Annotated in this window: 9 protein-coding genes and 1 tRNA gene; 6 read left to right on the forward strand and 4 right to left on the reverse strand. The window is 60.0% G+C overall.

The window, feature by feature from the left end; translation table 11 throughout:
- The first annotated feature begins 887 nt into the window (after positions 1 to 887).
- Both NE850_RS23190 and NE850_RS23195 read left to right on the forward strand, forming a co-directional pair.
- The gene (locus NE850_RS23190) at positions 888 to 1145 is read left to right on the forward strand and encodes a hypothetical protein (RefSeq protein ID WP_310699450.1); all 258 of its coding nucleotides are present in this window, start codon (positions 888 to 890) and stop codon (positions 1143 to 1145) included.
- Complete coding sequence (locus NE850_RS23195) at positions 1142 to 1729, forward strand: recombinase family protein (protein WP_310699451.1); 588 nt, start codon at positions 1142 to 1144, stop codon at positions 1727 to 1729. The genes NE850_RS23190 and NE850_RS23195 overlap by 4 nt, the downstream gene beginning before the upstream one ends.
- Before the next feature lie 373 nt (positions 1730 to 2102).
- Here the strand turns inward: NE850_RS23195 and NE850_RS23200 are convergent, their stop codons facing one another.
- Together NE850_RS23200 and NE850_RS23205 are read right to left on the reverse strand one after the other, a co-directional pair.
- Entirely contained in the window at positions 2103 to 2849 is a 747-nt protein-coding gene (locus NE850_RS23200) for a hypothetical protein (RefSeq protein WP_310699452.1), read from the reverse strand.
- Positions 2850 to 3551: 702 nt separating this feature from the next.
- On the reverse strand, positions 3552 to 4955 hold the full coding sequence (locus NE850_RS23205) for a tyrosine-type recombinase/integrase (RefSeq protein ID WP_310699453.1): 1404 nt from the start codon (positions 4953 to 4955) through the stop codon (positions 3552 to 3554).
- 126 nt (positions 4956 to 5081) lie between these two features.
- Between NE850_RS23205 and NE850_RS23210 the strand changes: the two genes are divergently transcribed.
- From NE850_RS23210 to NE850_RS23220, 3 genes are all read left to right on the forward strand, one after another.
- Positions 5082 to 5166, forward strand: a tRNA-OTHER gene (locus tag NE850_RS23210).
- A gap of 245 nt (positions 5167 to 5411) precedes the next feature.
- Positions 5412 to 5870, forward strand: coding sequence for a phosphohistidine phosphatase SixA (gene sixA / locus NE850_RS23215; RefSeq protein ID WP_007181031.1), 459 nt, complete (start codon positions 5412 to 5414; stop codon positions 5868 to 5870).
- A 311-nt stretch (positions 5871 to 6181) separates the two neighbouring features.
- Complete coding sequence (locus NE850_RS23220; RefSeq protein WP_007181030.1) at positions 6182 to 6994, forward strand: GNAT family N-acetyltransferase; 813 nt, start codon at positions 6182 to 6184, stop codon at positions 6992 to 6994.
- A gap of 81 nt (positions 6995 to 7075) precedes the next feature.
- Here the strand turns inward: NE850_RS23220 and ppx are convergent, their stop codons facing one another.
- The gene (ppx, locus tag NE850_RS23225; RefSeq protein ID WP_035517967.1) at positions 7076 to 8701 is read right to left on the reverse strand and encodes an exopolyphosphatase; all 1626 of its coding nucleotides are present in this window, start codon (positions 8699 to 8701) and stop codon (positions 7076 to 7078) included.
- A gap of 201 nt (positions 8702 to 8902) precedes the next feature.
- Between ppx and ppk1 the strand changes: the two genes are divergently transcribed.
- Positions 8903 to 10966, forward strand: coding sequence for a polyphosphate kinase 1 (gene ppk1 / locus NE850_RS23230; protein ID WP_007181028.1), 2064 nt, complete (start codon positions 8903 to 8905; stop codon positions 10964 to 10966).
- 249 nt (positions 10967 to 11215) lie between these two features.
- Here ppk1 and phoR read toward each other — a convergent pair whose 3' ends face one another.
- Entirely contained in the window at positions 11216 to 12529 is a 1314-nt protein-coding gene (gene phoR, locus NE850_RS23235; protein WP_007181027.1) for a phosphate regulon sensor histidine kinase PhoR, read from the reverse strand.
- Between the last annotated feature and the right edge of the window lie 4 nt (positions 12530 to 12533).

The following is a 12533-nucleotide window of genomic DNA, read 5'->3' on the forward strand; positions in this document are numbered from 1 at the left end:
CCAGACCGTGTACAGCATAAAATCAAAGCTAAAGCGTGCGGGCCTGCTGGTGGCGTCAGAAACAGAAGTACAGCAGCTAGTGCCAGCAACAGCGCGACAGCCCGTAGTAACGCCTGTGCGCCTGCCACGCGCGCAAGAGCCACAGCGCACGCACGTACTCGACTGGGCAGCACGGTTAGCCCGTATGGAATTTGATGGTGAACCGGGAGCGGGTAAGCCCGTGCGTGCGAAGTCGCGCAGCAAGTGCAGCAGGGCAGATTTTAGAAGCGTCTACCCATGCCCCTATGTATCCGCGCCCGCGCGCATCAACCCTGTTCGCGCAATCAATTGCGTAGCACCAGCGCGCCGCTCACCATTCGATTGAACTGTAGACCCGCTAAACCCCGCATATACCACCCATATTGACCAAAATTTTGCGGGGGCGGCGAAGCCGCGAGAGAAGGTTTTGACGTACTACGCTATAGCGTATTAGAAGGACTTAAGCACGTACAAACGCATGGGATAGCGCGCACGGTGCAAACACCAGCACGCGCCCGTACGAATACCGCATGTGCTGTTTCACCAGCGATTGATAGCCCGTACGCGGCACCGGCACCACTCGCCCCCTGTAGTACGTCCACGTGTAGCGAAGTCGTTCGTTATTCAATCCCGCCGTTAGTGGACCACCCCCGCGCGTCCGCGCTGGAAAATTTTCAGCCCGCCACCAACCGGATGCACACCGCCGTCACCGCATACCTATCAGTTTGATAGGTGGGCGAAAACGACCATATGCGCCCACGTATATAGATGCTCGTTGAGTATGGGCTAAATATAGGGTTTTCTACTTTCGCACATGGGCTATACTATGTACTCGTATTAGCCCAGTAGCACAGCCAACGGAGTGAATCGTGGTCACCAGTAGCTATTTCTCCAAACCAGCGGGCCAACTGCCCACGCTCAAGCCCACTGAACTGCATGTGTACCCCGGTCACATCATGTTTGAAATGGGTATCACGCAAACCGAATTGATCGGCCTGATAGAGGCTGGCAAATTTCCCCCGCCTGAAGGGCAGGATACGGTAGGGAGTGACGCTAGTGGCTACTGGTGGCGCTTTCAGACGGTCGCACAAGCCATCCTTGATAACCTGCATGGAAGTCCATCATGAGCCGCGTATTCTGTTATTGCCGGGTTAGCACCGCCGATCAGCACCCGGAGAACCAAGTGGCCGAAATCAAGGCCGCTGGGTTCGATATCAAGCCCTCGCGCGTGATTACCGAACATATCAGCGGTAGCACACCCGCACGTGAGCGCCCGCAGTTCGCGCTGCTGCTGCAAAAGATCGAAGCGCAAGACGTGCTGGTGGTGACCAAGCTAGACCGGCTGGGCCGCAATGCGATGGACGTACGGCAGACCGTGGAGACGCTGGCAGGCGCTGGCGTACGAGTCCACTGTCTGGCGCTGGGTGGAGTCGATCTAACCAGCAGCGCGGGTAAGATGACCATGCAGGTACTGTGCGCCGTGGCCGAGTTTGAACGGGATTTGCTGATTGAGCGGACCAACAGCGGATTAGCCCGCGTGAAGGCCGAGGGCCGCAAGCTGGGCCGTCCATCCGCGCTGACGGACGAGCAGCAGGCACAGGTACTGCGCAAGCTGGCTGAGGGAGCCACGGTGTACGCGCTGGCCCAGCAGTTCAACGTAGACCGCCGTAGCATCAGGCGCGTACGTGATAACTCCACTGCTGACGCTTGATCCTCACGCAATCAATTGCGCAGCTATGCCACTCCGTTGCGCGCTGTCGCCACCACGTGTGCGTAGCTACCGGCAAGTCAGGTATATGGCAGACCCAGTGCCCGCCTACGTGCTCGCCACGCCTTACACCATGCGCTGTAACGTTCGCGGTTTTCCTCACGCCATTTGCGGGCGCGTGCCCTACGCTGTTCGGGGTGCGTGGCTTCGTACAGCTTGGCTAGTTCCGCACCACATGCCTTGCAGCGCGCGTAATACCTGCCCGCATTCCTGCCAGAGCAGTATATGTAGTAGTCCGATAGCGGCTTGACCACGCCGCACCGGCTACAGGGCTTGCACAGCACACCACCTGCATAGCTGTATGTGATTGTCATGGCTACACCTCTAGCGCGTCATACACGGCGAATACGCGCGTTTCCACCGCCAGCGGTAACACCGTGGGCGCGCGCTGTACAGGCCAGTACTCAAAGGGGTCTACCTGTTGCCCTAGCGTGGCCTGTGCCGTTGATCCTGTGCGGCCCAGCGCAACCACCGTACCGGGGATAGACGGCCATGCGCGTGCGCTGGCTGTACTGCCTGTGCCTGCACGCGCTGCTACGGCAATTGATGCCCGCAAGTCCGCACGCGCTGCATTGCCCGCACTACCGCTGGCCTTGAATAGCTGCTGGCCTATCAGATTGGCACGTGCGCCGCTGGCGTTGCCTGCACTGGCCCGCGCATTGATTCCGCCGCCAAGGGCCGCACGCGCTGCGCTACCGGCACTGCTGGCCCCGCTGGTGGTAATCGACGTACGCAACGCCACAGCAGCAGCAACGGACATTTCAGACAACCGCGCTACCAGCGGGATATCGGTAGACAGCGCCGCGCTGGCCTGCACGCGCACCGGGCCTTGCGCAATCAATTGCGTAGACGTACCGAGGGCCGCGCGTGCTGCGTTCGACGTACCGCCACTGGCCTTGAACAACTGCTGGCCGACGAGGTTAGCGCTGGCCGTACTGCCTGCACTGCTGCTACTGCCTAGCACCGTATCGGTATCGAGCGACGCACCCGCACTAGCGCCTGTGCTACCCGCACCCGCAACAGGAATGGCCGTATCGAGCGCAGCGCTGGCGCTGCTAGTCATGTGCGCTGCTGCACGTGCCTTGATAGACGTACTCAGGGCCGCACTGGCATCGCTCGCCGTACTGGCTGGCTGTGCAAACAGCGGTTTCGGGATAACCAGCGATGCACTGGCCGCGCTGTATGCCGATGCTGGCTGTAACATCAAGTCATTGGCAAGCGTCGCACGCGCGCTGCTGCCTGTGCTGGCTTGCGCCGGGAACAACGGGAATGGTGTATCGAGTACCACGCCCCCGGTCTTTAAAGAAAAACCGTGGACTAGCCAGCACGTGTACCAGCGCATACGACAGCGGCAACAGCACGCACCACCATGCAATCAATTGCGTGGAGTTCATTGCACACCCCCACTCAGGTATGCGCGCAACGTCTCGACACGCCAATACACCATGCCGCCGTCCCGACCATCGGGTTTTGGGTAACGACCTGTTTTAATACCCTGATAAAACGTCGATTTAGATACGCGCAACAGCCCAATCACGTCTTTAGCGCGTAGACGCCCTATAGCGTTCAACTCAATAGAGATAGCCATAATCCGATCCAAAACGGACGCAGTAGCGCCTATTAATGAACCGGCGTAATCCGCAAGGGGATATGTTGCGCCGGAGTGCAGCCGACCCATTGCGGGACAACCTAGGCTTACGCCTTACGCACTCCATTGCGATAGGATTCCATTATAGGACGGTTTTGTCCGATACGGTCAAGATAATCAGGCCGACTGTGCGAAATTACCGACAATCACATTATTGCCAAGCAATGCATCCAGCTTGTCACCTAGGGCACACCATGCGGCTTTCATGTCATCCTCATATTCAAACAGCAAATACACGGCATCCAGCTTATTAATCGGTGCGTGGTTCAGACAGCGATGCACGATTTCCGGCTTAATTCCGGCGACTTGCATTTGCGTTGCCCCGGTACGCCGCAAGTCATGACATTTCCATGTTTCCGGGTTAGCAAGTTTCAGCGCGTCCGTCTTTTCGGTGCGCCCTTTGATCGGTTCACCGTCACCCCGCTGGCGGTCGGCAAGGGCTTTGCCCACGGTCTGACTATTCAGTGGCTTTGCGCGGTCAGTGCGAGACGGGAATACCCAGTCACTACGTTTTTCAACGTCCAGTTTTTCGCGTGAAACCCATAGCGCCTTAAACTGCCGCAGCACAAAATCTGACAGGTGGACCACGATAGCGGTTTGAGTCTTTGTGTTTTCTTTCGGAATTGACCAAGTGCGGGCCTGCAAATCGACGTGCTCCCAGCGAGCCGCTACAGTTTCGCCCACACGCGTCATGCAACCCAGCATTACCCATATCGCGGCCTTGACGACAGTAGTTAATCCGCTGTCTGGCATCTTGTCACGTAACAACACGATTTCCTCTGCACTGAGAACGCGCGTGCGCACGTTGTTATATTCGCCGTGAATCACATCCTCGTCGTCAATCGACAAAATGTCAGACTCACTTAGCAACCGTTTATAAGGCTGATTCTTTTCACCGTAGCGAAACATCTGCTTGGTGTCGCGCAGGAGCATTACCGCCAATCTATTGTGGCCCCGGTCACTAACACGTCGAATTGCTGCAAGCACATCGTTTTTTGTGATTTGGGTCAATAACGTCTTTCCAATGAACGGCAGTACGTCTTTTTCGAGTGCCCGCGTGGTTTCTCTGCCACCATCACCGCGCCCCCTCTTTCCACGTTTTACAGATATTTCGCCAATCCAGATGTTGAATAGGTCTTGAACGGCGAGGGCTTCAGTTAGTGCCTGAATGTGAGCCTTTTCTTTTTCCATGCGGGCATCAACGAGTGACGCCGGGTAATCGATACCTTGGCGTGCCAGCGCCTGAATATGCGCAGCGCGGGCCAGTGCGTCTTTCAATGACAGGTAACCATCGCCACTGCCGTAGTTTTCAGGCAACCGGTATTGCTGTTCTTTCCCGCCCTTGACGGTGAAGCGCACCAGCCATGATTTGCCGCCGTCTGTCGCCACCCGTAATTGCAAGCCGTTGCCTGCCATGATCTTATAGGGCTTGTCGCGCGGCTTGGCTTTTCTGAGCATTGCGTCCGATACCGCTTTATCGCCGCCCAAGCTTTCAACTGCTTTCATTGTAAGGTTTCCCATTTGTCCGCTCTCCCGTGTCCGAACCGTGTCCGAAAAAAGTCTGGATTTCAGTGTAACGAGATGGACAACATGGGACAACACAAATCGGCTGTAATCCTTGCCAGTACTGGGATAGCGGGAGTTTATTGGAGCGTATCGGACAGCATCGGAAGCGTTGTTTTTTTGCTTTGGGATCAGAGGGTCGAAGGTTCGAATCCTTTCGCTCCGACCACGAAAAGCAACATGAAACCCGCGTAGCCTTCGGCTTCGCGGGTTTTTGCTTTTTGGGTTCGCCCTTGCGATATGCGGTGGCGCTTGCAGGCGGTGGCGCTTACAGTCCTCCCAAAAATACGTCCGCCTGAATGATTCGCCTGAACCATCGCCTTGCGGCCGCACGACGCCGCATGCGACAGTGATCGAAACCCGGCGCATGCCTGAGCAGGCTCAAGCGCCGCAACCAGAGTCAAGGAGACACGCATGGATCTGATTCTCTGGCGTCACGCCGAAGCCGAAGACATTGCCAGCACCGACCTCGCGCGAGCGCTCACCACCCGGGGCCGCAAGCAGGCGCAAAACGTCGCCAAATGGCTGCGCACGCGGCTGCCCGACGACGCCCTCGTGCTCGCGAGTCCGGCTGTGCGCACCATCCAGACCGCCGAGACCTTGAGCGACCAGTATCGCGTCGTACGCGAACTCGCGCCCAACGCGAGCGCGGACAATGTGCTGGACGCAGCCGGATGGCCTGGAGGCGTCGCGCAAACGGTGGTGATAGTCGGCCATCAACCAACGCTCGGCCATGTTGCCGCGCGTCTGCTCGGCAATAGCGAAGCAAGCTGGCCGCTCAAGAAAGCCGGCGTATGGTGGATTGCAAGCCGTGAACGCGACGGCGACGACCAGGCCGTGCTGCGCGCCGCGATAAGCCCCGATCTGGTCTGATCCGGTTCAACCGGGCCTGCGCCAGCCCACACGGCGCACGAACGCTGCCGCGCCGCTCGCATCGGTCAGGCACCTCATCTCACTGCGCCGGGACCACATCGTCCCGGCGCTCCAACCGCGCCGGACCAGCGCGCCACTCCCCGCCTTTCGCGCGGGAACAACACTTGCCGACACCAGTCGCGAGATTACAAGCCGCAGGCACGCAGCTTACGCACAGTCATCCAATCGTCATGGCTTTGCCATGCGAGCGTCACCAGGCGTTACTACATTGGCGAAAAAAGAAATCTCCCTTTTTTCGACCAGGATCCCCCATGCGAGAACTGCCGACGCCTACCCTGCCCCTCGCTTCGATCTTCGAGTCGCGCCGTCTGCCGCGCGCCGAAGAAACGGTCACCGCCCAGCATCGTCTGCAGGTTACGTGGGCGCGTACCGACGAAGAACTGCGCGAGGCTCAGCGTCTGCGCTACCGCGTGTTCGCCGACGAAATGGGCGCACGCCTGACGGGCCCTGCGGGGCTCGACGTCGATCCGTTCGACTCCTACTGCGATCACCTGCTGGTGCGCGATCTCGACACGCTGAAAGTGGTCGGCACGTATCGCGCGTTGCCGCCGCATCAGGCCGCGCGCATCGGCCGCCTGTATGCGGAAAGCGAATTCGACGTGTCGCGCCTGACGCACCTGCGCGCCAAGATGGTCGAAGTGGGCCGCTCATGCGTGCATCCCGACTATCGCAGCGGCTCGGTGATCATGTCGTTGTGGGCGGGCCTTGCCGCCTACATGAAGCACAACGGCTACGAGACGATGCTCGGCTGCGCGAGCGTCGCGATGGTCGACGGCGGCCACTATGCGGCGAATCTGTATTGCTCGGTGCGCGACAACGCGCTGACGGCGCCGGAATATCGCGCGTTCCCGCACACGCCGCTACCGGTGGATGAATTGCAAACGGGTGCCGAAGTGGCACCGCCGCCGCTGGTGAAGGGCTATCTGCGGCTCGGCGCGAAGATTTGCGGCGCACCGGCATGGGATCCCGACTTCAATACCGCGGACTTTCTGACGCTGTTCCGTTTGTCCGATATCAATGCACGTTACGCTCGCCATTTCCTCGGCGACGCCTTGCCGCGCTGAACGGGCTAACGGCCGTAAAAAAAGCCCGGCGACATGCCGGGCTTTCTCATTCATGCGCCTCGCACGAGGCTTTAAGCGGCTTCAATCGTCCGTATAGACCACACGATACGGAATGCCAACCTTTTCCCACTCCGCGGCCTCCTGAATCAGGCTGTAGTCGGTAAGCGGATTGTTGCCCACCCACTCGTTCGGCAAACGCGCCTCATAACCATTGTTGACCTGTGCCACCGAAATTCCCGGCAAGCCGACATCGGCACGCCGACGGCACAGCAGCGCCGCGAGTCGCAGGCAGAACAATAGCGGCCACTCCACTTCGCGCGTTTGCGAGAGCTTGCCGAGTTTGCCCGCATGGCCGAGCACGAGCGCGGCGAGCCGCGCCTGGTCGGTGCGCGAAAAGCCTGGCATATCCGCGTTGCTGGCAATGTAGGCCGAATGCTTGTGATACGCGCTATGCGAGATGGACAGACCAATTTCGTGCAACGCTGCCGCCCAGCCGAGAAACATGCGGTTTTCCGCACGGCGCTCCTCGTCGGGTTCCGCGAACTGATCGTAAAAGCGCACCGCGAGTTCGCCGATACGCCCCGCCTGCGCCCGATCCACGCCATAGCGGCGCATGAAGCCCTCCACCGTCACCGTGCGCATGTCTTCGTGTTGCGAGCGGCCCAGCAGGTCGTACAGCACGCCCAGACGCAGCGCGCCGTCCGTGGTGTCGACGTATTCGACGCCCAGTTCGTCGAACACCGCGATCATGATCGACAGGCCACCGGCCAGCACCGGAATGCGATCGCCCTTCAGCGCGACGAGCTTCAGCCGATTGACGTTCTCCGCCTTGATCAGCGCGCGTTTGAGCCGTTCGAGCCCACCGCGCGAAATGCCGTGCGTGATGCCCGCGTCGTTGAAGCCGTTCGCCTCGACCAGTTCAGCGAGCGCGCGCGCCGTGCCCGACGAGCCGATCGCCTGCTCCCAGCCGGTTTTCTTGTACTCGGCGGAAATGATCTGGATTTCGCGCCCCGCGGCAAGCTCGGCCTGGCGCATGGTGTATTCGTCGACATTGCCGGCCGGGAAAAATGCACGGCTATGGCTCACGCAGCCGATATACAGGCTCTCCATCTTGATCGGCGTGTAGTGCGAACCGATGATGAATTCCGTCGAGCCGCCGCCGATATCGACCACGAGGCGTTTGCCGGGACTCGCGGGCACGGAGTGTGCGGCCCCTGCATAGATCAGGCGCGCTTCTTCACGTCCGGCGATCACTTCGATCGGGAAGCCGAGCGCGGCTTGCGCCTCGCCGAGAAATTCGCCGGCGTTCTTGGCGATGCGCAGCGTATTGGTGGCGACCGCGCGGACGTGATCGGGATGAAAGTCGCGCAGACGCTCGCCAAAGCGCTTGAGCGCGTCCCAGCCGCGCACCTGCGAAGCGCGGTCGAGCATCTTGTCGCGCGACAGGCCAGCGGCAAGACGGACCGGTTCGCGCAAGGCGTCGACCTGATAAATCTGGCTGCCCGCGTCGGTTTCCTCGACCCGGCCGACGATCAGCCGGAAGCTGTTCGAGCCGAGATCGACGGCAGCGAGGAGTTGTGGCGTAGTGACCATCGAGTAAGCGGACTCCATGCGCGCAAGCGCGGCGGCGGTGGATGCATTGGGAGCCGGATGTCCATTCGACGCCCTGGACGCCTTCTGGCCGGCCGCGCTGTTCAAAGACGCCATTCTAAGCGTACCGGACCTCACGATGTCACCTCGCAGCGTTGGGGGGAACTATGGTCCCATATGAACTGCGTCATATTGACGACACGCAGCGAATCCGGCGTAAAATTTAAAAGATCGAGAATGTCATAACAACGTCATCATACTGTGAGAATTTCCGAGCGTCTTTCCGCCTCTCTTCCTGACATTCCATTCTCGCTGCCGATGTCCATCCGCTACCCCTTATTGAATCGCGAGCTGGGCATTCTGGGTTTCAACGAGCGTGTGTTGGCACAAGCTGCCGACCCAGCCGTCCCTTTGCTCGAACGCCTGCGCTTCATCTGCATCACCAGTAGCAATCTCGACGAATTCTTCGAAGTCCGCATGGCCGGACTGCAGGAGCAGATGCGCGACAACCCCGGCGCGCTGTCGCCGGACGGCATGTCGCTGCAGCACGTGTACGACCTCGTGGTCGAACGCGCGCAGAAGCTCGTGCATCGTCAATACACCATGCTGCACGACACGGTGCTCACCGCGCTCGAAGCGGAAGGCATCTATTTTCACGGCACCGAAGCGTGGAACGAAGCGCAGACCGAATGGGCGCGCAACTACTTCTTCGACGAACTGTTGCCGGTGCTCACGCCGATCGGTCTCGATCCGGCGCATCCGTTTCCACGCGTGCTCAACAAGAGCCTGAACTTCGTGGTCGAACTGGAAGGCAAGGACGCGTTCGGCCGTCAGGCGATGATGGGCATCGTGCAGGCGCCGCGTGCGCTGCCGCGGCTCGTGCGCATGCCGCAAGAGCTATCCGGCTACCCGCATGGCTTCGTGCTGCTGAGTTCGCTGTTGCAACGCTTTGTCGGCGAACTGTTTCCGAATCTCGTCGTGCGCAGTTGCAATCAGTTTCGCATCACGCGCAACAGCGAACTGTTCGTCGACGAAGATGAAATCACCAACCTGCGGGTCGCGTTGCAGGGTGAGTTGCCGGCTCGGCATCTAGGCAACGCGGTGCGGCTCGAAGTGTCGGCGGAAACGCCCACACATGTGGTGCGGCGCCTGCTCGACGAAAGCAGCCTTTCCGACAAGGACTGCTATTACGCCGACGGCCCTGTCAATCTGGTGCGGCTGATGCAGTTGCCGGAGATGGTGGACCGCCCCGATCTGAAGTTCGTGCCGCACATTCCCGCCATTCCGCCGCAGATCGCCAACAGCGCCAGCATGTTCGACGTGATCGATCAGGGCGACGTGCTGCTGCATCATCCGTACGAGAGTTTTCAACCGGTGCTCGAACTGTTGCTGCAAGCCGCCAAAGATCCGAACGTGGTGGCCATCAAACAGACCATCTATCGCACCGGCACCGATTCGCCGCTGATGGACGCGCTGATGCAAGCCGCGCGCAACGGCAAGGAAGTCACGGTGGTGGTCGAACTGCTCGCGCGCTTCGACGAAGAAACCAACATCAACTGGGCCTCGCAGCTCGAAGCGGTCGGCGCGCACGTCGTGTACGGCGTAGTCGGCCACAAGTGCCACGCGAAGATGATGCTGATCGTGCGGCGCGTGTCGACCGGCGGCAAGACCACGCTCAAGCGTTACGTCCATCTCGGCACCGGCAACTATCATCCGCGTACGGCGCGTCTTTACACCGACTTCGGCCTGATGACCGCCGATCAGAAAATCTGCGAAGACGTGCATCACGTATTCCAGCAACTGACCGGCATTGGCGGCGAACTGAAGCTGCACGAGTTGTGGCAGTCGCCGTTCACGCTGCATCCCAAACTGGTCGAGGCGATTCGCGCCGAAGCCGAGCATGCGCGCGCCGGCAAGAAAGCGCGCATTGTCGCGAAGATGAACGCGCTGCTCGAACCCACGGTGATCGCCGAGTTGTATGAAGCCGCGCAGGCCGGCGTGAAAATCGATCTGATCGTGCGCGGCGTGTGTTCGTTGCAGCCGGGCGTGGCGGGCCTCTCGGAGAACATCACCGTGCGCTCGATCGTCGGGCGCTTTCTCGAACATCACCGCATCTTCTACTTCTACGACGACGGCCGGGAACAGGTGTATCTGTCGAGCGCCGACTGGATGGACCGCAATTTCTTCCGGCGCGTGGAAGTCGCGTTCCCGGTCAACAACCGGCGCCTCAAGCGGCGTGTGATCGCCGAAGGTCTGTCGGCATTTCTCGGTGACAATCAGTCCGCCTGGCTGATGCAAAGCGACGGCCATTACCGGCGCCGCCGACCGGGCAAGTCTTCGCGCAACGCGCAGATGAGTCTGCTGGGGAAATTCTGTTCGTGATGATCAGGCTCGCTTCGGCGAGTTGTGAGTTGGCAACAACACTCGCCACACGCCGTCGAGCACGTTCCTTCCCGCGCTTTGAAAGGAGCTTTCCCGGCGGCGGGCAACGTCAGCCCCAAAATCACCTGCATGCGGCAATTCAGGACGGAGATGGTATCCGCTCATGATTTGAGTCGATTAAACGCTCAATCGACTCACGGTGGGCTACGCGAGCATACCGACGAACCAATGCAAACGATACATGGGCGCTCAAACCGGCGCCGGTTGCCGGCGCGCCGTGCGATACACCGGAAAGCGCACCGTGAACGTGCTGCCGCGTCCCTCTTCGCTCTTCACGTCGAGCTGTGCGTCGTGACGCTGCAGCACATGTTTGACGATCGCAAGACCGAGACCCGTGCCGCCGGTGTCGCGTGAACGGCTACGATCGACGCGATAGAAGCGCTCGGTCAGCCGCGGAATGTCCGCAGTGGGAATCCCCAGTCCACTGTCCGTCACGGAAAACACCGCATTGCCGCCTTGTGCGTGCCACGACACCCGGATCGCACCGCCGTCCGGTGTATAGCGGATCGCATTCGTGACCAGATTGCCGAATGCACTGAGAATTTCCGTTTCAACGCCCGTGACGGTGAGTCCTTCGTCGACATCGAATACGATCTTGTGATGATCGCTCGACAGGCTCTGCGCGTCGTCGCGCAGATGCCGCAACACCGCGCGCATGTCGATCATCTGATCGCTCGGCGGCTTGTTGTCGCCTTCGAGTTTGGCGAGCACCAGCAGATCGTTGACGATATGGCGCATGCGCGAAGCCTGTTGCTCCATCAGTTCGAGATAGCGTGAACGTTCACCCTCGCTCAGCGGCAACTCGCGCATGGTCTCCAGAAAACCGGAGAGCACGGTGAGCGGCGTCTTCAACTCATGCGAAACATTGGCGACGAAGTCGCGCCGCATCGCGTCGGTCCGCTCGAGTTCGGTGATGTCTTGCGAAAGCACCAGCTTGCGGTTCTCGCCGTACGGAAACACCTGCACCGAGAGCACGTTCTGACGCTTGTCGCCCATGCCGCGCATGATCAGCATCTCTTCGTACCGATGCGAATTCAGGTAACGGACGAAATCGGGCTGACGCACCAGATGCGTGATGTGCTGGCGCAGATCGCGCTTCGCATCCAGCCCGAAATGGAGTTCGGAGATGGCGTTGCACCACTCGATCTGGTCATGATCGTCGAGCATCGCCACGCCGTTCGGCGAAGCCTGGATCGCCTGGATGAAACGCGAATGCTGCTGCTCGACCTGGCGCACCTGGGCGTGCCAGCGCTTCGCGAGCTTGTGCAAACGGTAGTAGATTTCGCCCCAGATGCCGGGAGCGCTCGGCACTTCGCCGTAGACTGGCGCGTCGAGCAAACGCCACAGACGCTGTTTATGGAAGGTGCTGAAGACGCTCTGCGCGAGCAGCATGATAATCGCAAGAACGAGCGCTGTCTTGACGTTCACGAGTGCGCCGACCACCACGCACAGAACAGCCAGCAGCACGACCGACACGATGGAGCGCGCCCAGATGATGTTCATGGTC

It is taken from the genome of Paraburkholderia sp. USG1 (assembly GCF_031570135.1).
GTDB lineage: Bacteria > Pseudomonadota > Gammaproteobacteria > Burkholderiales > Burkholderiaceae > Paraburkholderia > Paraburkholderia dioscoreae.

Coding starts and splice junctions, on each gene's coding strand:
- NE850_RS23195 (WP_310699451.1), top strand. CDS start 1,142: ATGAGCCGCGTATTCTGTTATTGCCGGGTTAGCACCGCCGATCAGCAC.
- NE850_RS23200 (WP_310699452.1), bottom strand. CDS start 2,849: ATGACTAGCAGCGCCAGCGCTGCGCTCGATACGGCCATTCCTGTTGCG.
- NE850_RS23205 (WP_310699453.1), bottom strand. CDS start 4,955: ATGGGAAACCTTACAATGAAAGCAGTTGAAAGCTTGGGCGGCGATAAA.
- sixA (WP_007181031.1), top strand. CDS start 5,412: ATGGATCTGATTCTCTGGCGTCACGCCGAAGCCGAAGACATTGCCAGC.
- NE850_RS23220 (WP_007181030.1), top strand. CDS start 6,182: ATGCGAGAACTGCCGACGCCTACCCTGCCCCTCGCTTCGATCTTCGAG.
- ppx (WP_035517967.1), bottom strand. CDS start 8,701: ATGGCGTCTTTGAACAGCGCGGCCGGCCAGAAGGCGTCCAGGGCGTCG.
- ppk1 (WP_007181028.1), top strand. CDS start 8,903: ATGTCCATCCGCTACCCCTTATTGAATCGCGAGCTGGGCATTCTGGGT.
- phoR (WP_007181027.1), bottom strand. CDS start 12,529: ATGAACATCATCTGGGCGCGCTCCATCGTGTCGGTCGTGCTGCTGGCT.